This is a genomic window from Paenibacillus caui, assembly GCF_019904135.1.
Classification (GTDB): Bacteria; Bacillota; Bacilli; order Paenibacillales; family Paenibacillaceae; genus Fontibacillus; species Fontibacillus caui.
Genome location: NZ_JAIOGQ010000036.1, coordinates 1 through 21,886 on the forward strand (window position 1 = coordinate 1; position 21,886 = coordinate 21,886).

At 50.8% G+C, this 21,886-nt stretch carries 22 protein-coding genes and 1 pseudogene; 16 read left to right on the top strand and 7 right to left on the bottom strand.

Annotated features, from left to right (window positions below; translation table 11 throughout):
- Window positions 1–122 precede the first annotated feature (122 nt).
- Together K7397_RS18155 and gltC are read left to right on the top strand one after the other, a co-directional pair.
- A pseudogene (locus tag K7397_RS18155) lies at window positions 123–305 on the top strand (rhomboid family intramembrane serine protease); the annotation flags it as partial.
- A gap of 61 nt (window positions 306–366) precedes the next feature.
- Entirely contained in the window at window positions 367–1,269 is a 903-nt protein-coding gene (gene gltC, locus K7397_RS18160) for a glutamate biosynthesis transcriptional regulator GltC (protein WP_223069604.1), read from the top strand.
- Between the two features lie 60 nt (window positions 1,270–1,329).
- Here gltC and K7397_RS18165 read toward each other — a convergent pair whose 3' ends face one another.
- Both K7397_RS18165 and K7397_RS18170 read right to left on the bottom strand, forming a co-directional pair.
- Window positions 1,330–2,013 carry a zinc metallopeptidase gene (locus K7397_RS18165; RefSeq protein ID WP_223069606.1) on the bottom strand — a complete coding sequence of 228 codons (684 nt, stop codon included), beginning with the start codon at window positions 2,011–2,013 and terminating at the stop codon, window positions 1,330–1,332.
- Between the two features lie 39 nt (window positions 2,014–2,052).
- Window positions 2,053–2,481, bottom strand: coding sequence for a MerR family transcriptional regulator (locus K7397_RS18170; RefSeq protein ID WP_223069720.1), 429 nt, complete (start codon window positions 2,479–2,481; stop codon window positions 2,053–2,055).
- A gap of 293 nt (window positions 2,482–2,774) precedes the next feature.
- Between K7397_RS18170 and K7397_RS18175 the strand changes: the two genes are divergently transcribed.
- The 3 genes from K7397_RS18175 to K7397_RS18185 are packed head-to-tail and all read left to right on the top strand — an operon-like array spanning window position 2,775 to window position 6,022.
- Window positions 2,775–4,160 (top strand): ammonium transporter, encoded by a 1,386-nt coding sequence (locus K7397_RS18175; protein ID WP_223069609.1) that lies wholly within the window; start codon window positions 2,775–2,777, stop codon window positions 4,158–4,160.
- A 51-nt stretch (window positions 4,161–4,211) separates the two neighbouring features.
- Window positions 4,212–5,291 (top strand): DUF294 nucleotidyltransferase-like domain-containing protein, encoded by a 1,080-nt coding sequence (locus tag K7397_RS18180; RefSeq protein WP_223069611.1) that lies wholly within the window; start codon window positions 4,212–4,214, stop codon window positions 5,289–5,291.
- On the top strand, window positions 5,288–6,022 hold the full coding sequence (locus K7397_RS18185; RefSeq protein WP_223069615.1) for an exonuclease domain-containing protein: 735 nt from the start codon (window positions 5,288–5,290) through the stop codon (window positions 6,020–6,022). The genes K7397_RS18180 and K7397_RS18185 overlap by 4 nt, the downstream gene beginning before the upstream one ends.
- Here K7397_RS18185 and K7397_RS18190 read toward each other — a convergent pair.
- A complete protein-coding gene (locus K7397_RS18190; RefSeq protein WP_223069618.1) occupies window positions 6,008–6,466 on the bottom strand; it encodes a M67 family metallopeptidase in 459 nt (152 codons plus the stop codon). The genes K7397_RS18185 and K7397_RS18190 overlap by 15 nt on opposite strands.
- 98 nt (window positions 6,467–6,564) lie before the next feature.
- Here K7397_RS18190 and K7397_RS18195 point away from each other — a divergent pair, with 98 nt between their 5' ends.
- Window positions 6,565–7,197: a TlpA family protein disulfide reductase gene (locus tag K7397_RS18195; protein WP_237691039.1), complete on the top strand. Its 633-nt coding sequence runs from the start codon at window positions 6,565–6,567 to the stop codon at window positions 7,195–7,197.
- 177 nt (window positions 7,198–7,374) lie between these two features.
- On the opposite strand, the gene cimA is transcribed toward K7397_RS18195, so the two are convergent.
- Entirely contained in the window at window positions 7,375–8,994 is a 1,620-nt protein-coding gene (gene cimA, locus K7397_RS18200) for a citramalate synthase (RefSeq protein ID WP_223069620.1), read from the bottom strand.
- Window positions 8,995–9,157: 163 nt separating this feature from the next.
- Between cimA and K7397_RS18205 the strand changes: the two genes are divergently transcribed.
- The 3 genes from K7397_RS18205 to K7397_RS18215 all read left to right on the top strand — a co-directional run bounded on the left by K7397_RS18205 (window position 9,158) and on the right by K7397_RS18215 (window position 12,426).
- On the top strand, window positions 9,158–10,444 hold the full coding sequence (locus K7397_RS18205) for a DNA polymerase IV (RefSeq protein ID WP_223069623.1): 1,287 nt from the start codon (window positions 9,158–9,160) through the stop codon (window positions 10,442–10,444).
- Between the two features lie 123 nt (window positions 10,445–10,567).
- The gene (locus tag K7397_RS18210; protein WP_223069625.1) at window positions 10,568–10,804 is read left to right on the top strand and encodes a ferredoxin; all 237 of its coding nucleotides are present in this window, start codon (window positions 10,568–10,570) and stop codon (window positions 10,802–10,804) included.
- Between the two features lie 227 nt (window positions 10,805–11,031).
- The gene (locus K7397_RS18215; protein ID WP_223069628.1) at window positions 11,032–12,426 is read left to right on the top strand and encodes a L,D-transpeptidase; all 1,395 of its coding nucleotides are present in this window, start codon (window positions 11,032–11,034) and stop codon (window positions 12,424–12,426) included.
- Here K7397_RS18215 and K7397_RS18220 read toward each other — a convergent pair.
- A complete protein-coding gene (locus K7397_RS18220) occupies window positions 12,423–12,560 on the bottom strand; it encodes a hypothetical protein (protein ID WP_223069631.1) in 138 nt (45 codons plus the stop codon). The genes K7397_RS18215 and K7397_RS18220 overlap by 4 nt on opposite strands.
- Window positions 12,561–12,790: 230 nt before the next feature.
- Between K7397_RS18220 and K7397_RS18225 the strand changes: the two genes are divergently transcribed.
- The 6 genes from K7397_RS18225 to K7397_RS18250 all read left to right on the top strand — a co-directional run bounded on the left by K7397_RS18225 (window position 12,791) and on the right by K7397_RS18250 (window position 18,522).
- A complete protein-coding gene (locus K7397_RS18225) occupies window positions 12,791–13,885 on the top strand; it encodes a quinone-dependent dihydroorotate dehydrogenase (protein WP_223069632.1) in 1,095 nt (364 codons plus the stop codon).
- A 32-nt stretch (window positions 13,886–13,917) separates the two neighbouring features.
- Window positions 13,918–14,739 carry a GTP diphosphokinase gene (yjbM, locus tag K7397_RS18230; protein WP_223069633.1) on the top strand — a complete coding sequence of 274 codons (822 nt, stop codon included), beginning with the start codon at window positions 13,918–13,920 and terminating at the stop codon, window positions 14,737–14,739.
- Window positions 14,729–15,196 carry a DUF309 domain-containing protein gene (locus K7397_RS18235; protein ID WP_223069634.1) on the top strand — a complete coding sequence of 156 codons (468 nt, stop codon included), beginning with the start codon at window positions 14,729–14,731 and terminating at the stop codon, window positions 15,194–15,196. Before yjbM ends, K7397_RS18235 begins: the two co-directional genes overlap by 11 nt.
- Window positions 15,197–15,248: 52 nt before the next feature.
- A complete protein-coding gene (locus K7397_RS18240) occupies window positions 15,249–16,817 on the top strand; it encodes an RsmB/NOP family class I SAM-dependent RNA methyltransferase (RefSeq protein WP_223069635.1) in 1,569 nt (522 codons plus the stop codon).
- Window positions 16,818–16,819: 2 nt separating this feature from the next.
- On the top strand, window positions 16,820–17,596 hold the full coding sequence (locus K7397_RS18245) for a pseudouridine synthase (RefSeq protein WP_223069636.1): 777 nt from the start codon (window positions 16,820–16,822) through the stop codon (window positions 17,594–17,596).
- 107 nt (window positions 17,597–17,703) lie between these two features.
- Window positions 17,704–18,522, top strand: a complete 819-nt coding sequence (locus K7397_RS18250) for a Cof-type HAD-IIB family hydrolase (RefSeq protein ID WP_223069638.1) — start codon at window positions 17,704–17,706, stop codon at window positions 18,520–18,522.
- A gap of 182 nt (window positions 18,523–18,704) precedes the next feature.
- On the opposite strand, the gene K7397_RS18255 is transcribed toward K7397_RS18250, so the two are convergent.
- Together K7397_RS18255 and K7397_RS18260 are read right to left on the bottom strand one after the other, a co-directional pair.
- Window positions 18,705–18,800, bottom strand: coding sequence for a YjcZ family sporulation protein (locus K7397_RS18255; RefSeq protein ID WP_223069642.1), 96 nt, complete (start codon window positions 18,798–18,800; stop codon window positions 18,705–18,707).
- 112 nt (window positions 18,801–18,912) lie between these two features.
- Window positions 18,913–20,304 (bottom strand): RsmB/NOP family class I SAM-dependent RNA methyltransferase, encoded by a 1,392-nt coding sequence (locus K7397_RS18260; protein WP_223069645.1) that lies wholly within the window; start codon window positions 20,302–20,304, stop codon window positions 18,913–18,915.
- 250 nt (window positions 20,305–20,554) lie between these two features.
- On the opposite strand from K7397_RS18260, the gene K7397_RS18265 reads away from it, so the two are divergent.
- Window positions 20,555–21,676, top strand: a complete 1,122-nt coding sequence (locus K7397_RS18265) for a glycosyltransferase family 4 protein (RefSeq protein WP_223069648.1) — start codon at window positions 20,555–20,557, stop codon at window positions 21,674–21,676.
- Window positions 21,677–21,886: the final 210 nt, after the last annotated feature.

A 21,886-nucleotide genomic window follows, 5' to 3' on the forward strand; every position in this document is an offset into this window, starting at 1 on the left:
AACTTGGGCTAAAGACACTCTTGTGATCTGCATGCACATGAATGACGAACATCGGAAAGCCGTATGAGGGAAAACCTCACGTACGGTTTGATGAGGAGGGGCAGAATTTTCTGCCCTTTACTCTAGCCTTATTTCAGCGTCATCTTATGGATGAGGGCTCCCGCAGAACGCTCTATGCTCTTCTCATGGTAGGCGTCATTTTTTCGTTTGCCGTGAGCAATATTAACTGGATGGGGCATCTGGGGGGACTGATCGGAGGCTTTTTTATCTACGGACTGCTGATCCGGGTTTTAAAACGCCGTTGAACCTCGGCTGTGTACATGATACAGTGAAATTAGTGCCATTCGGAATGGAGCGAACAATCGCGTGGAACTTAGACAACTGCAGTATTTTGTGAAAGTGGCCAGTAAGGAGCATGTTACGCAGGCGGCAGAAGAACTGCATGTCGCTCAATCGGCCGTCAGCAGACAGATTCATCAGCTTGAGAAAGAGCTTGGCGTGGAGCTGTTTAAGCAAAAGGGACGAAATCTTCAACTGACTGCGGTCGGCCAGCTCTTTTGCAGCAGAATTGAGACCGTTCTCAAAGACTTGGAGCGTGCTGTTGCCGAGGTGCATGAATTTTTAGATCCGGAGCAGGGCGAAATTCGTCTCGGCTTTCCCCACAGCCTTGGGGTTCATTTGCTTCCTGTCATTATAGCCGAATTCAAAAAACGTTACCCGAATGTGAAGTTCCGCTTCAAGCAGGGAATGTTCACGACCTTGATCCGGGATGTGATCGCCGCAGATGTTGACCTTGCGTTTATATCCCCGTTACCGGAGCAGCATGACCAGGTCGAGGGCAACGTCGTGTTAACGGAGGAGCTTTATGCCATTCTTCCGCCAAGCCATCCTTTGGCCGGAGAATCGCAGATTGCGCTGAATCAGTTAAAAGAAGACAAATTCATTTTGTTCAGCAAAGGATACTCGCTCCGGCCCATTGTGCTTCACGCTTGTCTGGAAGCGGGCTTTACCCCGAAGATCGCATTTGAGGGAGAAGAGACGGATACGATTCGCGGTTTGGTCGCAGCCGGAATGGGGGTCAGTCTGCTGCCGGAGATGGCTTTGTTTCAGACCGGAAGCCTTGAGCCGGCCAAGGTAAAAATCCACACCCCTAAAGTAACCCGCACCATCGGACTTATTTATCGTTCGGATGATAAACTTCCTTTAGTTGCCCAGTCGTTCCGTACTTTTCTGTTCGAACATTTCGGTTTAAAAACAAATCTCCCGTGAGGCCAGAAGCCCGCGGGAGATTTGTTTCATGCGCCTAACTAATATGAAATTGCCCCGAAATTATTCACGATTGCTGCTAGTGAAGAGCAGAATGTAACGCAGCAGTTCAAGCACGGAGACCAAAGCTGCGGCAACGTAAGTCAATGCGGCGGCATTCAGAACCTTGCCGACTTGCTTTTCTTCATTAGGGCTTACATAGCCTTGCTCCAGCATAATTCTACGGGCCCGGTTGCTGGCATTAAACTCAACAGGAAGCGTAATCAACTGGAACGCAACCGCGACAGAGAAGAAGAGGATGCCCAGGCCCAGCAGGTTGAACGACTGAAAGAAAAACCCGGCGAGCAGCAGAAACGGTGCGATACCCGAAGCAATATTCACAACCGGGAAGATCCGGTGTCTCAGCACGAGCATAGGATAGTGCACCTTATGCTGGATGGCATGGCCAACTTCATGGCAGGCGACCGAAACGGCCGAAATGGTTCTTTCATAATAAACCGGCTCGGAGAGACGAACCACACGATGGATTGGATCATAATGGTCTGTCAGGCTTCCGCGAACGGGCTCAATCGGAACGTCATAGAGGCCGTTGGCATCAAGCATGCGGCGGGCTGCTTCTTGTCCTGTCATGCCGCTGTAATTCTCAAATTTCGAAAATTTGTTGAAAGTTCCTTTAACCCTGAACTGCGCCCACAGGGAAAAGATAAACGCGATAATGATCAGAATGTACATTCCATCAAAATACATTTGTCATACCTCCATATGAAGTTTAGATTGTTTGCTTTCTTAGGTGAACGGTCCGTTGTTTAGCAAAAGACGAAGCGCTTCGATACAAGCGAGGCTTTGCGGCATAAGGTGCATATACGCTTTGTTCGCTTGTCCGGGCTTCATCTGGGAAATCAACGGTTCAAGCTCTTTCACTTCGCGTTCAAGCTGCTGCAAATGAAGTTCAAGAGATGTCAGCTTCTCTGTAACCTGCGCTTCGTCAATATCGTTTAATTGCTCTAACCGAGCGCGAATCTCCTCCAGTGTATATTTTTCCTGCTTCCACTGATTAATACGTTCCAGTCGATTCAAGGTTTCATGACTGTACAAACGGTAATTTTTATCCGTCCTGGTTTCGGGTTTGATCAATCCCAGCTTTGTATAGTAATCGATTGTTCGTTCACTGACTCCGGCCGCTTTGGCCAGTTCGCCGATCCGGTACAATTTTATATTCCCAATGGTATCACTCCTATTCCGCCGTTCTCTTGCTTATATATCTCTATTTATACATCGTATGATACAGGATCAGAAAGTATACAGTCAAACGTTATGCTTTTCTCTGCCCCTTCACATTATTTATAGAAGGAACACAAAAACATTACATGGGAAGGAAGGGAAATAGGGCGATCATATTTTTTTTCAAGAGATTCAAAAATTTTTGTTGTCAACTTAGTAGGTTTTTGATTATAATCGCTTTAACATAAAAAACATGTTAAGAAACATGACATTAAGGAGAGGGTTATATGAAGAAAAAGTGGTTGTTGGCTTTACTTACTTTTGGTTCGCTGTTTGCGCTTCCTGTCTCAGCATTTGCTGCAGATGAAGTAACAGCCCCAGCAGTAAGGATTGGTCTGGATTCACTGTTTGTGTTCATGGCCTTTGTGCTTGTGTTCTTCATGCAAGCGGGTTTTGCTCTCTTGGAAGCAGGTTCCGTCCGGATGAAGAATGCGGGTCACGTTGCCGGTAAAACCGTACTTACTGTAGGTATTGCAGTAATTGCCTTCTGGGCATTGGGATTTGGTTTTGGCTTTGGTAACGGCAACGGATTCTTCGGTTACACGGGCTTCTTCTTTGGAGGCAATGCTGACACCGGATCGTTTGATGCTTTGACAGCTTCCGGCGTACCGATGGTCATCATGTTCCTGTTCCAATTTTCGTTCGCTGCCGTATCACTGGCAATCGCCTGCGGCGGTCTGGCTGAGCGTGCCAAACTCAGTGTTTACATTGTTTTCGGCGTTCTGTTCATGATCATTATCTATCCAATTATCGCTCACTGGGTATGGGGCGGCGGATGGCTGGCCAAAATGGGCATGCAGGACTATGCCGGTTCCGCAGTCGTTCACTTGACGGGTGCAACCGCAGCGCTTGTGGCGACTTTCCTGTTGAAGCCGCGTCTTGGCAAGTATGGCAAAGACGGCAAGCCAAACAGCATTCCTGGACACAACCAGGTATTGTCCGTTCTCGGCGTAATCATCCTTTGGTTCGGCTGGTTTGGATTTAACCCAGGCAGCGGTTTGACTGCGCTTAACGATGGGTTCTTCGGGTACGTTGCTATGACAACGAACCTGGCTGCAGCGGCAGGCGGTGTGGCTGCACTGTTGGTATCCTGGGCTGTATTCGGCAAAGCGGACATTCCAAGCATGCTGAACGGCGTACTGGCAGCTTTGGTAGCCATCACAGGCTCTTGTGCTTTCGTTGAGCCTTGGGCCGCAGTTGTAATCGGCGTAGTTGCTGGCGTATTAACATTCTTCACTGCACAATGGTTCGAAAAAGCTGGTCTTGACGATCCGGTTTACGCTTTCTCCGTTCACGGTATTGCAGGGATGTGGGGAGCTCTTTCGACAGGTTTCTTTGCAACGAAGGAACTTGCTGATACTGTTGCCGTAGGTGGTCCGGGTCTTATCTACGGAGGCGGATTTAAACAGCTTGGCATTCAGGCGCTTGGCATGGTAGGGGTATTCGCATTCGTTCTCGTTCTTTCCTTCATTATCCTGGGCATCATGAAAGCTGTAATGGGCATTCGCGTTACGGAAGAAGAAGAAACGATGGGTCTGGATATCAGCGAACATGGTACTTATGGTTATCCTGAACAAATGGGCCTGCTGAACAATTCAGGCAAAGATAAATAAGATTTAAGTCCTAGATTTCTAGAAATTCGTTAGAGAGAGGAAGTGCGCCGGGTGAATTCAGAATCTCCTCTAAACAATGTTGATTTTCAAAGCATTCATTCCGCAGCGACTTCCAGTGATCTTCGTCTGGCAAGGTGGACTGAGGAGAGCAAGCTGGTTCAGGCTTTCTCCTCGGTTTCCATAGAAGAGTGGAACGGGATCGTGAACCGTTTGCAAGATGAAGTTATGTCTCAGGCTGTAAAGCTCTGCGAACGGAATATGGCGGAGGCTGGTATGGGAGTTCCTCCCGTCCCCTTCGCTTTTGTTCTTTTTGGAAGCGGCGGACGTTATGAACAGACACCATGGAGCGATCAGGACAATGGGATCATTTTCGCTGATGGTGGGGGTAAGGAAGCAGAAAAGTATTTTGAGGAATTTGGCTTGAGGCTATCTGTCATATTGGAAGAGACGGGATATCCGCCATGCCAGGGCAAGGTTATGGTATCCAACGGAATGTGGAGGCAGAGCCTTGGAAGCTGGCACCAGCAGCTTGTAAAATGGAGAGAAGACTCCCGCTGGGAGGATGTCAGATATCTCACTATTGCTTCCGACATGAGGTGCGTTGCAGGTGACAGCAGCCTTGCTGCTGAATGGCGTCGTGATTTCATGGATATTATGAGACGCGACGAGGAACTGGAAGCTGCCCTGCTTGGTAATACGGTAAGACATAAGGCTGCCTTGAATATACTGGGACAGGTCATAACCGAGCGGTTCGGCGAACATGCGGGCGAATTTGATGTGAAATACGGGCTTTATATTCCGCTTGTGAATGGTGTCCGATGCCTGGCCCTTTATTATGGGATATCCGAAACTTCAACGCTGGAGAGGATCTCAAAGCTGCATGAACTAGAAGCTTTCCCGCGTCCCTGGATGGACGCTCTGCGCAGGGCGTTTCAAAAAGCGCTGAAGTTCAGATCCATGACCACCTATCATACGGAAGAAGGGGTGCTTCAGAGCGATTCTTACTTGAGCCAGGAAACGCTCAGACAGAAAGAAGTTTTCAGAGAGTTGAGAGAAAGTCTCGTAACGGTACGACAGCTTTATAGGATGCTTCAAAGGCAGCACCGTTTTGCGGAAAGGAGGCGTCCATGAAAGAGCCGGGGAGAACACACGGTTTGTGGAGTGCCTTGAAAAGCCGAAGCGTTCCATCAGCTATAGCCTCTGTATTCGGGACGGAAAGCGCCCAACAAATTGCTTTTTTGAGATCGCTGAATAAAGGACTTCGAAAACCGGAGACGCTGCATGTAAATCTTACAGAGCTAAAGACGGCGGTATTTGATTTGGAAACGACAGGGTTTTATCCCAAGCAAGGGGATGAGATCCTGTCGTTTGGAGCTGTTAAGGTAGAGGGGGATGCCGTCAACACGGATGAAATCATTCACACTTTGTCTAAGCCCACGCGAGCCGTTCCGCCCGAGATTGTTTCTTTAACAGGTATTACCCAGGAAATGGCCGAGCAGGCGCCTTCGTTAGTGGAGGCACTGCACGGCTTTATGACTTTTGTGGAAGACCGCGTGCTTATTGCTCACGGAAGCGGTCATGATAAAGCATTTTTGGATTTGGCTTTGTGGAAAACCTCAAAGGTTCATCTGTCGCATCGGGTGCTGGATACCATGATGATTGCGCAGAAGCTCGATCCGAGCAGCCGGATCGCAGGGCTCGATGAGTGGCTTGAGGTTTACGGCATACCGGTTACAAGACGTCACCATGCGCTTGAGGATGCCAAAATGACTGCCTTCTTATGGACGGCACTTATTGAGCAGCTTGGTGAAAAGGGAGTTCAAACACTGGGCGACCTGTATGTTTTTCTAAGCCATTCGTAATAGTGCGCATTTTCTCAGAGCATAGACGCCTTGCTCCACCAATTCGACCGTATAAGCGGACAAATTGCTGGAGTTTTTTTGTGATGAAACGATAACATAGACCCGTATCATGGCTCCGAATGATTGAAGCTGTTTCATATCTTCAGGGGAAGGAGCGGCTGCTGAAACCGGATGACTGTGTACGATGCCCAGCAAGCGCGGAGAGAAGCTGTGTTTGATCCAAACAGCGGGATCAAGCTGGAAGCTTCGGCCCGGCTCCCGCGACATGTTGCGGCAGGGTTCGAATCCGTCAATCCGCCATCCGGACTGCCCCATGCCGCCAAACAAAATACCGCATCCCTCTTGCGGATGACAGAGGGCCATATGTTTTTCGATCTCTTGAATCGTAATCTCACTTGCCAGTATAGAGGGGACAGTTTCATGCTGGGATTGTTCAGAGTCCATAGTCGTATTCCTTTCCGGTAATGAATGTAAGGTTTGATCCGGATTGGGCACAATAGATACTATCTGCTGATACAATCATACCGCAAAGGAACGATACGATGAAGCTAAACAGAAAACGCTTATGCAGAACAGGTTTTGCGATAACCGTTGCCGCTGCACTTATGACAGGAATTATCGACCATGCTCTGCCGCTTCGGCAAAATTATGCCCACGCATCATCTTCCAGGAGCAGCCTGACACTAACAAAGGAGCAGGCCCATTCAGAGCTTTCGGCATTTGCCGGCTTACTGGCGGCAGGGCGAACGGTTAAACCCGGAGAAGCGGCCCCTTCCTTTAAGCTTGAAGGCTTGGACGGCAAGGTGTATCAGGTTGGCGGAGAACGGGACAAAGCGCTTCTGCTCAATTTCTGGGCGTCCTGGTGTGAACCGTGCAGGCTTGAGGCTCCTGATTTGGAAAAGCTTGCAGCCAAATATAAAGGTAAGCTCGATCTCTACGGGGTTAACGTTACGGCTTATGATGATCAAACCAGCGTGAAATCGTTCGTGAAGCAGTATGGGCTTCATTTTCCGATCCTACTTGACACAAGTGAAAGGGTTTTCGAACAATATAATGGAGCTGCCTTTCCGACCCAGGTATTAATCGACCGCAGCGGTGTTGTGCGCGATATAGTAATCGGATTGCTGCCTCCGGAGCAATTGGAAGATAAAGTGCGCAAACTGATTGCGGATTGAACCTCATAGCCATATAGAAAGCCTTGGAGGTCAGCAGCGCACCGATGCAGCAGCAAGTTATTTAAGCTTCGCGTCGCGGGAGCTTTGATAAGGTTAACGGCATTAAAAAGCCCGGACATTCACGTTCTTTGTTAGAAGAGAATGTCCGGGCTTTTGCGTCTGCGTAGAAGCGTTATTTTAATGATTGACAAGTCCGTGGCTTTGCTCAGGCTCTTCGGACAAGCTTTCGTTGTAGGTTTCCCCAAGCAAGGCATAACGGATACTGTCTACCAAAGCTTCCCAGCTTGCTTCAATGACGTTTTCGGATACCCCGACCGTGTTCCAGCTGCTTGCCATATCGCGGGATTCGATCAGCACCCGAACTTTGGCGGCCGTAGCATCTTTCTCGTCCAGCACCCGGACCTTATAGTCCGAGAGGTGCATCTCTTTGAGGCGGGGGAAGTACGTAACAAGCGCTTTACGGAGCGCATTGTCGAGCGCGTTGACCGGGCCGTTACCTTCAGCGGCCGTATAAACGCTTGAACCGCCAACGTTCAGCTTGACGAACGCTTCCGATACAACCGGCTTGCCGGCTGTTTTTTCCACCAGCATTTTAAACGATTCAAAGACAAACTTTTCTTCGATCTCGCCGTTTGCCCCTCGAAGCAGCATCTCCAGCGAAGCATCAGCACCTTCAAACTGGTAGCCTTGATGCTCCAGATCCTTGATCTTCTGAATGACTTCTTTGGTCCGGTTGTTGTCCGGATCAAAGCTGATGCCCATCTCCTTTGCTTTGGACAGGACATTGCTCTGGCCCGCAAGCTCGGACACAAGGACTCGCTGCTTGTTGCCGACACTTTCTGGAGCAACGTGCTCATAAGTCCGCGAATCGCGCAGGATGGCCGAAACGTGGATGCCTCCTTTATGGGCAAAAGCCGATGAGCCGACGTAAGGCTGGTTGTTCGGCAGATGGACATTGGCGATTTCGCTGATGTACCTTGCGGTGTTGGCCAATTGACTCAATTTTTCGTCACCGATCACCTCATAACCCAGCTTCAGCTGCAAATTGGGAATGACAGAGCACAGGTTGGCGTTGCCGCAGCGTTCGCCGTACCCGTTCATCGTGCCCTGGATTTGCCGCGCTCCGGCCTGGACGGCACTGATGGCATTGGCCACCGCCAGTTCACAATCATTGTGAGTGTGGATGCCAAGCTGGACATCTCCAAGCTGCTCTTTCAAAGAACTTACGATGCTCTGAACCTCTCCGGGCATGCTGCCCCCGTTCGTATCGCACATAACGAGCCAGTCGGCGCCTGCTTCAGAAGCCTTCTTCATTACGGCAACCGCATATTCCGGATTGTGTTTATAGCCGTCAAAGAAATGCTCCGCATCAAAAATAACTTCAAGCCCTTTTTGCTTCAAATAGGCGATGGAGTCTGCAATCATGGCCAGATTCTCTTCCAGCGAAGTCTGGAGAGCGGTATGGACATGGAAGTCCCACGATTTGCCGACAAGGGTTGCAGCCTGAACGCCGGATTCGATAATCCGGTTCAGGTTCGCGTCCTCGTGCGCGATGCTGTCCTTGCGCCGTGTGCTGCCGAAGGCGGTTATTTTTGCATTCAAATGAAGCTCCTGAACTCTGCGGAAAAATTCTATATCTTTACTGTTGCTCCCCGGAATGCCGCCTTCGATATAATGAACGCCCAAATGGTCCAACTTTTTGGCGATTTTTAATTTATCGTCGGCCGACAGGCTGATACCTTCGCCTTGAGTGCCATCTCGCAATGTAGTGTCGAAGATAGATAAAGCCTTTGACATGGAGAGTCCCCCTTTTGAATTTCATGAAAAAAAAGTCTGATATTTGATATAATTAATTATTATAAACGATGTCGAAGAGATTTCTACAATGCTTTACTCCTTTAATGTAACATGGTTTTACCCATTTGTATAATTTGTTTTGCAAAACGGGGGGATAGATGGCATGAATGAGGTGGATCAATACTATCCGGCAAAAGGACGCGTTATTCTACATATCGATATGAACGCCTTCTATTGTTCCGTCCATGCGGCTGAGGAGCCGGACAAATATGCCGGCAGGCCGACAGCCGTCGCGGGAAGCGCCGAGCTCCGAAAGGGAATTATCGTAACCTGCTCTTATGCGGCGCGAAAAATGGGCGTATCTACAGGGATGCTTGTCAGCCAGGCCATGAAGAAATGTCCCGATCTGGTCGTGATTCAACCTGATTTTCATCTATATCGCCGCTATTCCCGGGCTTTCATGAACATCGCCTATGAGTACACTCCCCTGCTGCAGGCCGCATCCATCGACGAATGCTATTTGGATATTACCGGCTCCAGGCAGTTTGGAACGCCTCTTGGGATCGCGGAAGAAATTCACCACCGGGTAAAAGAAGAGCTGGGCCTGCCGTGTTCTATCGGAATTGCTCCGAACAAGCTTTTGGCCAAAATGGCTTCCGACATGAAAAAGCCGAACGGAATAACGGTGCTTCGAATCCGGGACGTTCCGGAGCTGCTCTGGGATAAACCGTGCTCCCAATTGTTCGGGATCGGCGGGAGGACGGCCGACAAGCTGAAGAAGCTGAACATTTATACGATCGGTCAGCTTGCGGCGGCTGATGAAAGCCTGCTTCAACAGCGCTTTGGCGTCATGGGTCTGTGGATGAAACAGGCGGCGGCCGGAATCGATCATTCCCCGGTTCGGGAGGAGAAGGACAAGAATAAGTCCATTGGCCATACCACGACTTTGCCCAAAGACATCAGCGACATGGAAGATGTACAGCGGGTAATGTTGAATTTGGCGGATCAGGTTTCGCGAAGAATGCGGCGGCAGGGACTTATGGCGCAAACCGTTCAAATCACCATCCGCACGCCGGACATGAAGACGATCACCAGGTCGCAAACCCTTCCGAGCGTTACTGAAACAGCGGACGAGATTTACCATGAAGCATGCAAGCTTTTCCGGAAGCACTGGAAGGAAGGAAAGCCGGTTCGTCTGCTCGGGATCACGCTGCAGAATTTGGTTCCGCGGGAAGAGTCGGCTATGCAGCTTGATTTGTTCAGCTATGAAAAACAGCCCAAGATAGAGCGGCTAACCCGCGTTATGGACGAGCTGCGCGATAAATTTGGAGAAAGCGCTGTGCTGACGGCGGGCATGCTGGGCGATGATCCGTCCTCGCTGATTCGAAACCACAAGCTTCGGGGAACGTCGCTGCAAATGGATTTTTTACGGAATGAAGATACGCATTAAATCATAATATGATAAAACAAGCTGTCAATTCAATTGAAATTGTCATCTTTTTATATTATATTGGAGCTTGAGGGTGCCAGGGGTGCACCGGACTTGTAACGTTTTTAACAGGAGGCAGAAGAAATGGCTAAATATACTTGGGTTGATAAAGATACCTGCATCGCATGCGGCGCTTGTGGAGCCACAGCACCGGACATTTACGATTATGACGATGAAGGCTTGGCAGAAGTGATCTATCAAAATGACGGAAACCGTGGCGTAACTGCAATTGAGGAAGATTTGTACGACGATCTTCAGGATGCGTGCGACGGCTGTCCGACGGATTCCATCAAAATTGCCGACGAGCCTTTCAGCAAGTAAGGTTCAATTTTCATGCTAGTTGCCATAACGTAAGAAACATCTCTCGCCGATGGGTGGGGGATGTTTTTTTTTACAAAATAGCGGAGGATGAAGAAAAGGTTTTGGCTAGGTGGGGCTTTTGCCTGCATATTCATTTCCGCATTTACAGGCCGATAATAGTTAATAAGGGTTTGATTTCTATGTAAACAAGCGGGAGGCCCGAGTCTGGTCCGTAAACGGAGGTTATGATGAACAATTCGGCATATTTGAAAGATTATGTCCGGATGCACCCGGATAACCGAATGGCCTGGTATTTGCTGGGGAAAGAATACGAACAGAGCGGACAAGAAGGCAAAGCAAATTACTGCTACATGCAGGCCGGCGATATTTATGAAGCGTTTGAATCCAGCAAAACGCCTGCAGGGATCTGGAAGGAGTACGCCGCAGAGCTGCTTGAACAATCCAAGCGAAAAGCGAGGAACCGGACAAGACGGCGCAAATGGCTGACAGCGCTCATGCTGCTCGTTTTGATGTGCTTGTCACCATACTGGACGGCACAGCCAAAGTCAGAGCGGCTAGGCGGCCCTGCCGCAGCCTCCGCTTCAGCGGTACCGGATCAGGGACAAGGGGCCGTTTCCGCTGCTGCGGACCGCTCCGAACGGGAGCCGTCGTTTACCGCGAAACCGCTGGGCACGGAGCTGGATAAGGCGGATGCTTTGTCTGCGCTGCTTGGAGGTGAAGCCGGTCAGGCTAAAATCACCGGAATTCTTGGGATGCAGCGAAAGGATAGCTGGCTGATTTGGAGTCGGGATATGCCATTGGAATATATTATGGAACGGGAAGCTTCAGCCGGCAGAACATCGGTTCAGGCTCTAAACGCCGCGACTTGCGGCTGCAAGCCGCCTGACAGTACAGCGCTTCGCCAAAAAGCGGGAGATTGGATCGACAATCAGGAGCTTATGGCTCTGCTCACTTCGGCCATTCTGCATTTCAAGGAGGAAACCGGCCATTATCCCGGCAAGCTGGCCGAATTGAACCGTCCATATCCCGATAACTGGATTGCGGGTGACGCGCCATCGGCTGCCCTTTCTTTTGATAAAGTGCTGGCAAGCGTAAAACAACGGGCTGAGGGGAACGGTACTGCTGCCGGGGAACCGGCAGATGCAGCGAAGAGTTCTCCAGACTTGGAACCGTATTTACATGAACCGCTGGAGATCAAGGTGGATCGGGAGAAGCATTTGCTTGCTTTAGTGAGCGGCAACGTTATTTTGCGTATATATAAGGTCGGACTGGGCGGAGGGCGGACACCGGAAGGCACTTTTCAAATTGTGGAGAAGGTCATCAATCCGAATGGACGTGATGATGGAGAATTCGGCAGCAGGGGAATGGGATTATCCGGTGGCAATTACGCCATTCACGGGACGAACGAAGAGGACAGCATCGGCAAAGACGAGTCGCTGGGCTGTGTAAGGATGGCGAAGGAAGACGTGGAAGAACTGTTTGATCTGGTTCCCAAAGGAACGCGGGTGACGATAGGAAAGGGGATCCTGCCGGACTTGAAACCGGGAGCAGGCAGCAGATTCAAGCTTCCCGACCGACAGGACCAGAGCAACCCCCATAAAACGTATCACTGGTTAAGTTAGGATTTCACAAGAATAAGCATTACAGCAAAAAAAATGACGATGGCGGCCAGAATAGATCCAAGCCAAATCAGCGCCTTTTTGTTTACTTCTTCTTTCTTATGTTGAAGAGAGGGCGGCTTTCTTTTAGTGGACATTTGAAGCACTTCCTTCCGTTGATATGAGGCTGCCGGTCTAGGCAGCCTCTTTGGACGAGATAGCTCTATTGTAACGGCTTTCATTGCATTTTTCCATATAAGTGATTACTGAATTGTTTATTTCCGTTCCAAAAACTTTCCTTTTGCAGCCGGAAACGCTAAACTGGAACAAGGAATATCCGTGCGCCGCTTTTTTTTGCGCACCGCTAAAAGAACGGAGTGAATAATCAGTGCTGTATCGCAACTTTGGCAAACCGATTTTTTTCAGACTGGACCCTGAGCAAGCACACCATCTCGTGATCGGTGGATTACATAAAGCTTCAAGAATGCCGGGCGGAACCGCTCTGCTTAAATCTTTGTACGGGATCAAGGAGTCGCCGGAACTGGCGGTCGACTTGTTTGGACTGCATTTTCCGTCGCCGGTCGGCCTGGCAGCTGGATTGGATAAAAACGCCGAAGCCGCCGCAGGCTTCTCGTCAATTGGCTTTGGTTTCATGGAAGTTGGGACGGTAACGCCAAAGAGCCAACCGGGAAATGAACAGCCTAGGCTGTTCCGCCTTCCCCCCGATGAAGCGCTTATTAACCGGATGGGCTTTAACAACAAAGGCGCAGACGAAATGGCGAAAAAGCTGGGCGGGCTAAAGAAACGCCCTATTCCGATTGCCGTAAATATCGGGAAAAATAAAACAACGCCGAATGAAGAGGCGTATAATGATTATAAGAAATGCATTCAAGCTCTTTATCCCGAGGCGGATTTCTTTGTCGTGAACATCAGTTCCCCGAACACCCCTGACCTTAGGAACCTGCAGCATGGCAGCGAGCTCGCTGTTCTTTTGCGGCAGGTCGTGGACGAAATGCGGAGCCAGGGAGAGAAGTACGGGGCTTCCAAAGCTGTTCTGGTGAAGATTGCGCCGGACGTAACCGATGAGGAGCTTGAATATATGGTTGATACGATTTCGAAGAGCGGGGTATCGGGGATCATCGCGACCAATACGACCGTATCGCGCGAAGGCCTCAGGCATCCGCATGCCAAAGAAACCGGCGGGCTCAGCGGAAAGCCGCTTCAGGAACGATCTACGGAAATCGTGCGCCGGGTTTACCGGCAGACGGGCGGAAGCCTGCCCATCATCGGTTCGGGCGGCATATTTAACAGTGAAGACGCCTACCGGAAAATCCGGGCCGGAGCAAGCCTGGTTGAGATTTATACCGCCCTTATTTACGAGGGACCCGAGATCAACCGCAAGCTGTACAGCGGACTTAAGGAATGTATGCTGCGTGACGGATTTAAACATATATCCGAAGCGGTGGGAGCTGATCATCGCTAAAAAGGCGGGTTATCTGACAGGAGGAACAGACTATGGACGGCAGAGATTGGGGGACCTTTCTTCTTCCTTATGAGCAGACTGTGGAGGAACTGAAAGTAAAGTTTAAAACGATGCGTGCGGAGCTCAAAAAACGCGAAGAATATGCTCCGATCGAATTTGTAACCGGACGTGTGAAGAAGATATCCAGCATTTTGGACAAGGCGAAGCGATTGAACGTGGCGATGGAAGATCTGGAAACCGGAATCGAGGACATTGCGGGGATTCGCATTATGTGCCAATTCGTTGAAGATATTCGGCGCGTCGCCGAATATATCCGGGGGCGCAAAGACCTGCGGGTGCTATACGAGAAGGACTATATCACCAATTACAAGGAAAGCGGCTACCGCAGCTTCCATATGATCGTTGAATATCCGGTACAAACGGCGCTCGGACAGAAACCGGTGCTGGCGGAGATTCAGATCCGGACGCTTGCGATGAACTTCTGGGCGACGATCGAACATTCCCTGAATTACAAATACCGCGACAGCCTGCCTCCGGAGATGAAGGATCGGCTGAAGAAAGCAGCAGAAGCTGCGTTCGTCCTTGATAACGAAATGTCCAGCATCCGTGAAGAAATTTTGGAATCCCAGAAGTCATTTGAGGATGACGCCAATCTCGTTTCCGATACGCTGGATTCGATCCACAAGCTCTATTTCTTTCATAAGGTCAGCGAGGCGATCGAAGCCCAGCGGAAGTTCAATGAAATTTGGGAAAAGCGTGATCTGATTGCAATGAAGGATTTGCTCGAAAGCATTAAGGATATGCTGAAGGAAGCCAAAAAGAGACTTGATACGGAGCGTAAAGATGACTTTTGATCCCTTGCTTGTCGCTTTTTTGATTTATTTCAACCGGGACCGCGATTATTTCGAATGCCATGAGGCGATGGAGGAATTGTGGTTGTCCAAAGGGAGCGAGCCGCTGTATAAAGGATTGCTCCAGGTTGCTGTGGGCCTGTTTCACTTCCGCGCCGGCAACGTTGTCGGCAGCCTCAAGATGCTCCGGTCAGCAGCGGATAAGCTCGCGCCTTATCCTTCGGACAGTCTCGGAATTGACTTTGAAAGGTTAAAAAGAGAAGTTATCCAATATGTCAAGCAATTGGAGCAGCACTGCGAGGAGCCATTTCCGTATTATGATTTATCCATCCATATTGTTGATCCCCGTCTTGCCGAAGCTGTGGAGGAGGCATCTGCCTTGATCAAACCGAATGTGCCTCTGCAGCTCAGACGGCAGCGTGGGCCCAAGCATGAACTGCGTGGAAGAAACCGTACCTAGCGCTTTTGGGTACGGCGTTTTTGTCAAATTACCAATTTGAAAGGGTGTCAGTATGGCCGTTTCACTGCCTCCATTGTTTCTTGCGCGAATGCAGACCCTGCTCGGGAGCGAATATCCGGCCTATCTCGCTTCTTATGAGCAGCCCAGGTTTGCGGGCGTTCGGGTCAATACGCTCAAAATCGCTCCGGAGGCTTTTCTCGAGCGTACTCCTTTTGACCTGCAGCCGGTTCCGTGGTGCGATACGGGATTTTATATCGAAGAGGGACTGAAGCCGGGCAAGCACCCTTATTATCATGCCGGTTTGTACTATATTCAGGAACCGAGCGCCATGGCGCCTGTCGAAGCGCTTGACGTCAAGCCCGGAGACCGTGTCCTCGATCTGTGCGCCGCTCCCGGCGGCAAATCGACGCAAATTGCGGCAAAGCTTCAGGGGCGCGGGGTTCTGGTCACGAATGATATAAGCGAGCAGCGCACCAAAGCGCTGGCCAAAAATATCGAGCTTTACGGAGTCAGAAACGCCGTAGTGCTCAATGAAACGCCGGAGCGAATCCGGAACGCTTTTCCCGGCTACTTCAGCAAGATTCTTATCGACGCTCCCTGCTCCGGGGAGGGTATGTTCCGCAAGGATGCCGATATGGCCCGCGAGTGGGCGAAGCACTCGGTGGAGAAATGCTCGATGATGCAGCGGGATATACTGCAGACTGCAGCCGGGCTTCTCGCACCTGGGGGGACGATCGTCTATTCGACCTGCACCTTTGCACCGGAAGAGAACGAAGGGCAGATCGCCGCTTTTCTAAGCAGGCATCCCGAATTTGAAGTTGTGCCGCTTCCGAAGGAATGGGACATATCCAGAGGGCGTCCTGAATGGCTTGAGGTTTCTGCTCCTGAACGATCGGAAGCCGAAGAATGTTCCCGGGAAGCGGCAGCTAAAACCGCGGAAACAGGGCGTCTGTGGCCCCATCTCATCAAAGGGGAAGGGCATTTTGTCGCCGTGCTTCGCCATACGGGCAGGCCTTTGCCCGAGCAGGATGAACGGGAGGTTCTGGCTACGGTTATGGCTTCGGCGGGCAGGGAAGGCGCTCCTATCCAGGCAGCCAAAAGAAAAGCGGGAAAAAGCAAGCCGGGCTCGAACAACTTGAAGGCAGTCAGCCGGAACGGTGCGAATGGGGCGGATTCGTCCGCGATGATTGAAAGCTGGCATGCCTTTGCTTCGGCTCATTTGGAGAAAGGGACGATTCATGAGGCTCAGCCTGTGCTTTTCGGGTCTCATGTATATCTGTCTCCGCTTCATCCGGCAAGGCTGAACGGACTGAGGACGATTCGGCCGGGTTGGTATGCCGGAACGGTGAAGAACGGACGTTTCACGCCCGGGCATCCGCTTGCAGCGGCGCTGAAGCCGGAAGAGGCCTTGCGATGGCTTAATCTTTACGCAGAAGATGGAGAGGCGGTAAAATATCTGAAAGGCGACACGCTGCAAATTCCGGCAGACAGGCTGGTCTTACGCGGCTGCGATCCCAAGGGATATGTTCTCGTAGGTGTCGACGGCTATTCCCTTGGTTGGGGCAAATGGCAGGACGGCATGCTTAAGAACGAATATCCGGCGGGCTGGAGGTGGACTTGAAAATGGGAACCGGCAAAAATACGCTGCGAATCGATAAGATGCTGGGCCATATGGGCATCGGCTCCCGTTCGGATATAAAGAAGCTTGTGAAACAGGGAAGAGTTACGGTAGATGGCGTCAGGGTCAAGGACAGCGGAATGCAGGTGAGCCCCGGTTTGAACCGGGTTGAGGTTGACGGTGAGCCCGTTGTTTACAGAGAGCATATTTACATTATGCTTCATAAACCTGACGGGGTGGTATCGGCGACCGAAGACAACCGGGACAGAACGGTCATTGACCTTTTGCCAAGGGAGTACCGGGCATTCTCCCCTTTTCCGGTGGGAAGGCTCGACAAGGATACGGAAGGGCTTTTGCTGCTGACGAATGACGGAGCGCTGGCCCACGAGCTGCTGTCGCCGCGCAAGCATGTTCCCAAGACGTACGAAGCGAAGGTTGCCGGAACCATCGGCGACGACCATAGGAAGAAATTTGCCGCTGGCGTCAAACTGGACGACGGATATGTAACGAAGCCTGCGGAGCTTGAGGTGCAAGGCTGCTATGAGGAAGCGGACGGACACCTAGTGAGCCAAATTTCGCTGACGATTGTAGAAGGCAAATTTCATCAGGTTAAGCGCATGTTTGAAGCGGTTGGTTCCAGGGTGCTGTATTTAAAACGGGTTCGTATGGGAACCTTGGCGCTGGATGAAGGCTTGCCCAAGGGAGCGTTCCGGGAGCTCACGGCTGAAGAAATCGAAGCCCTCCGGACCATCCATTCAGCGGAGCAGAAATCCGGAACATAAAAGGATCAGAGATAAAGAAAACAAGCCTTGGCTTTTGCAGTGCAGGTGTTGCCTTTCGGCTGGACACCAGGAAGCCTGGCTTTTAGAAAACGTTTAGGAGTGGTGTAATGAAATACCAGCTCATCGCACTGGATGTGGATGGAACTCTGCTTACGGATAACCATATCCTTACTCAGGGGACATCAGATGCCATAAAAGCCGCGAGCGCCCAAGGGGCCGAAATTGTTTTATGCACGGGCCGAGCGCCGCGAAGCTCAATTCCCTATATGCAGGATATGGGGCTTGAAGGCTCCATTATTACCCACAACGGAGCGGCCACCGTACAGGTTCAAGGTGACTCTTATACCACCATCCACGAATTTCCGATGAATTTGAACGGGCTTCAGCCTTACATCGATTACTGCAGGGAGAACGGCGTTCATTTCGATGTGAATACCACCTTTAATCTTTATGTCGATGGAGCAGACGGGCTTAGTCAAGAAGTGCTTGATATGTACCGGAAGTTCTTGATTACGCCGCAAAATATGCCCGACTGGAAGAGCTCCCCGGAACCTGTCGTCAAGATGACGGCTGCCGGCCAAGCCGATTTTATGGATAAGGTTCAGGCGGAATGGAGCCTGTGGAGCCAGGAATTCAACATGCTGCGAAGCGGCGATTTCTTTATTGATTTGATGCATAAGGATGCTTCCAAAGGGGCCGCGCTGAAGAAGCTGGCGGAAAAACGGGGAATCGCACCCGAAAATGTGCTCGCCATCGGCAACTACTACAACGATATTTCAATGCTTACCTTTGCAGGTCTTGGCATCGCCATGGACAACTCCCCGCTTGAAGTGAAGGCGGCTGCAAATGAAATAACGCTGTCCAACAATGAGGAGGGCGTGAAGGCGGCGCTTGAAAAATATTGTTTGAATAAAACGCTCTTCTAAGGCGGAATAACCCGATAAATGGAAAAAAAGCAAAAGGGCCAAGGTCAAGGTCCTTTTGCTTTTTAAATATAAGTGCAGCTTTATGCCTCTTTATATTTTCGGCAGAAACGGAAGCCGACTTAAGACGGACTGGCCGCTCCTGCCTGAACCAGAGTTTTAAAAACGTCAACCGGTTCAACTGGTTAGATACAGAACGTTCTCGTAATGATGACCAGCAGAATAAACAGAACCAGAATAGCGGCAGTTGAAGTGAAAGCTCCTCCTAATACACCACTCATTGCAATTCCTCCCTTTCGGTGTTCCCGTTAATTTCGGGATACCATATTGTATGAATAAGGGATAGAAGAGGAAGGGCTGTTGCCCGGAGAACCCGTATTTTGGTTATCTGCCCTAGAATGCCGTTTGCCGCAAACCTTTGGGAAGGTGATTTTTAAGCTGGCCGTTGCTGCACTTTCCCCATCCCAAAGGGTAACCGTCAACTGTTACCAGTGTCCATCCGCGCTGATCGGCAGGGGAAACAAGCGTTTCGCCTCGCAAATAGGCGGATAGCTCAGGCGAATCTGCGCTCAGGTTGATACGGCTTCCGGACTGGTCCGCAGTCAGAGCTATGGCAAGCGCGTGATCCGGCTCGAAGCGCCCTTTTCGAAACGAGCCCAGCCGCAGTCCGGCGCGCGGAATTTTCAGGCAATCCAGCTTCTGCAGGGTCACTGTAAGCCCGCTGCTTTGCGGCAGCAAATACAGCGCCTCGCCGAATGTAATAAGCCTGTCTGGCTCGAACGGAAAGTCCGGGATATTTTCGTTCATCCAGGTGAGACAGGACGCTTTGGCCGAGGCGGATTCATTTCCTTTTTGACGGGAGTTCCCCGAACCTTTGTCTTTCTTTCGGTTTGTCTTTATTCCCTTCAGGCCGGTTTCTTCATCCTCGGGCTTTCTGCGCAGCAGTGCAACGTAATGCCCTTCTCCAGCTTCCAGGTGCGGCCAGATTCGCCGTTCTTCTTCAAGCACCATAAAAGAGTACTGTTCCAGCAGCCACTGCATATTTTCTTCATTTTCGGAGCGATTGAACGTACAGGTGGAATAAGCAAGCCTTCCTCCCGGTTTCAACATGGCAACCGCGTCATGGAGAATATCGCGCTGCCTTGCGGCGCACAGCGAGGGAGCGGAAGGCGACCACTCAGAAGCGGCCTTCTCATCTTTGCGGAACATGCCCTCCCCCGAGCAGGGAGCGTCCAGCATGATACAGTCAAACACAAGCGGGAAACGGGAAGCAAGCTCTCCCGGAGACGCCTGGGTGACAATCGCATTTTGGATGCCCATCCGCTCTACATTTTCGGCCAGGATTTTGGCTCTCGCCGGATGAATTTCATTGGTGACGAGCATGCCTTGCCCCTGCATTTTGGCTGCAATCTGGGTCGTTTTGCCTCCAGGCGCGGCTGCCAGATCAAGGACGGTCTCGCCGGGCCTTGGGTCAAGCAGCTCAACGGCGGACATAGCGGACGGCTCCTGAATATAATAAAGACCGGCAGCATGATAAGGGTGCCTGCCGGGCCGCTGCTCCCGGCTGTAATAGTATCCGTCCGGACACCAGGGAACAGGCTGCAGCCTGAACAGATCTTTGATATTGTCCCGCATCTTTGACAGCGGGCCGATTTTTAATGTATTGATGCGAAGCCCATACAGACGTTCTTTCTGATAGCTCGCAAGAAATTGTTCTCCTTCCCGCTCTCCGAGCATGGAAATCATTTCGGACCGAAAGGCGGGAGGCAGAGTTACAGACGGCATGGATCACAAGTCCTTTCCTTGTAAAAGCTTAAGGTCTTCAGAGAATGGCTTCATTCCCCAAAGCAAATAAAAGCGAATGAAAATCACGCTTCCAGCAGTTTAACATACGGGACCGGATTGTCAAAAGGGGAATGACTGTTCCTTCCCGTGTATGGCATAATGGTAGGAGAAGAAGTTGAGGAAGTTTGTTCTAAGGGTAACCTAAAGCAGATTATAAACACAATTTGGATGTCGGAAGGGGGAGTTTCCCTTGAAACTTCTGCAGGCGCTTTTCTTCCCGCCGGAACAACCTGGCGGTGTATCATCAATGATTCCTTATTTGCAGGAGCGGTTCACGCCTCCGAGATGGGAAATGGACTTATTCTCGATTCCAAAGCGAGTCCGCTCGAAAGGAAGCGGTACGATCACCTTTCAAACCTTTGATTGGACGGAATATGCTGCAAGTCCGATTGTGCAAAAATATGTCCAAACCTATCTGGACTACATATGGTGGACCAAGCTGAGGATTGATCAGCGGTACGATCTTATTCATTCCCATCACCCGATCGTCGGAATGGCGATGAAGGATGTGTTTCCGGATATTCCGGTTGTCCAGACCGTTCACTCCAGTTATGAACGCGAACTGATCCTGAACGGACGAATAAAGGAAGGCGGTCCCGAGCACAAGTTTCTTGTCTCGATCTATAAAGAGCTGGAGCATCGTACGGACCGGCTTCTCACCGTGTCCTATTCCTTCCGGGACTATATGGCTCCTTATGTGGACCGCCCGGAAGATATTAGGGTCATACCGAACGGATATGATGAGAAGCGGTTCAAGCCGGTAGCCCATGAAAACAAGGTAGCCCAGCTCGTAACCGTATGCCGGCTTGTGCCTGCCAAAGGGCTGGACATTCTGCTCAAGGCGTGCGCAAAGCTGAAGCAGAGCGATGTTCCTTTCGTGCTTCACATTATCGGGGACGGTCCGATCCGTCCCGAGCTGGAAGCTCTCGCGCAGTCTCTCGGCATTTATGAGGAGACGATATTTTACGGTTATACGCTCCATCCGGAAGAGTTCATGCCGTTTTTTGATATTTTTGTACTGCCTTCGCGGGCGGAAGCGTTCGGCTCGGTATTTGCAGAAGCGGCGCTGTGCTGCCTTGCTCTGATAGGAAGCGATGTAGGAGGTATTCCTGAACAGATTGAAAACGGGGTTAACGGCCTTCTGGTGCCGCCGGAGGATCCTGCTTCCCTGGCCGCCGCACTGGAGCAGCTGATCATTGATCCGGATTTTCGGTACACGCTCGCTCGTTCGGCTTCGGAGCAGGCCAAGTCCAAATATTCGCTGAACCGGGCCGTTCACGAGCTGAAAAAATTGTATCTGGAATACCAATAAGAAAGGGATCCTGAAATGCTGCCGTTTCGATTCATCCATGCCGCCGCTTTTGCGGCCAAAAAACCGGAATGAGACGGCGGAACTGCGGCGATTATGCGCGGATGGATGAACAAGAGAAGAAGTTCGGATCCCTTGCCGCCTCTTGGGAGAAGTGGCTGGGGGATCGTTCCCTTCTCCACCTCGCCGGAAGCGGCTATGGATATTTTTCGT

Coding starts and splice junctions, on each gene's coding strand:
- K7397_RS18165 (WP_223069606.1), bottom strand. CDS start 2,013: ATGTATTTTGATGGAATGTACATTCTGATCATTATCGCGTTTATCTTT.
- K7397_RS18175 (WP_223069609.1), top strand. CDS start 2,775: ATGAAGAAAAAGTGGTTGTTGGCTTTACTTACTTTTGGTTCGCTGTTT.
- K7397_RS18185 (WP_223069615.1), top strand. CDS start 5,288: ATGAAAGAGCCGGGGAGAACACACGGTTTGTGGAGTGCCTTGAAAAGC.
- K7397_RS18190 (WP_223069618.1), bottom strand. CDS start 6,466: ATGGACTCTGAACAATCCCAGCATGAAACTGTCCCCTCTATACTGGCA.
- K7397_RS18195 (WP_237691039.1), top strand. CDS start 6,565: ATGAAGCTAAACAGAAAACGCTTATGCAGAACAGGTTTTGCGATAACC.
- cimA (WP_223069620.1), bottom strand. CDS start 8,994: ATGTCAAAGGCTTTATCTATCTTCGACACTACATTGCGAGATGGCACT.
- K7397_RS18205 (WP_223069623.1), top strand. CDS start 9,158: ATGAATGAGGTGGATCAATACTATCCGGCAAAAGGACGCGTTATTCTA.
- K7397_RS18210 (WP_223069625.1), top strand. CDS start 10,568: ATGGCTAAATATACTTGGGTTGATAAAGATACCTGCATCGCATGCGGC.
- K7397_RS18215 (WP_223069628.1), top strand. CDS start 11,032: ATGAACAATTCGGCATATTTGAAAGATTATGTCCGGATGCACCCGGAT.
- K7397_RS18220 (WP_223069631.1), bottom strand. CDS start 12,560: ATGTCCACTAAAAGAAAGCCGCCCTCTCTTCAACATAAGAAAGAAGAA.
- yjbM (WP_223069633.1), top strand. CDS start 13,918: ATGGACGGCAGAGATTGGGGGACCTTTCTTCTTCCTTATGAGCAGACT.
- K7397_RS18235 (WP_223069634.1), top strand. CDS start 14,729: ATGACTTTTGATCCCTTGCTTGTCGCTTTTTTGATTTATTTCAACCGG.
- K7397_RS18240 (WP_223069635.1), top strand. CDS start 15,249: ATGGCCGTTTCACTGCCTCCATTGTTTCTTGCGCGAATGCAGACCCTG.
- K7397_RS18245 (WP_223069636.1), top strand. CDS start 16,820: ATGGGAACCGGCAAAAATACGCTGCGAATCGATAAGATGCTGGGCCAT.
- K7397_RS18250 (WP_223069638.1), top strand. CDS start 17,704: ATGAAATACCAGCTCATCGCACTGGATGTGGATGGAACTCTGCTTACG.
- K7397_RS18255 (WP_223069642.1), bottom strand. CDS start 18,800: ATGAGTGGTGTATTAGGAGGAGCTTTCACTTCAACTGCCGCTATTCTG.
- K7397_RS18260 (WP_223069645.1), bottom strand. CDS start 20,304: ATGCCGTCTGTAACTCTGCCTCCCGCCTTTCGGTCCGAAATGATTTCC.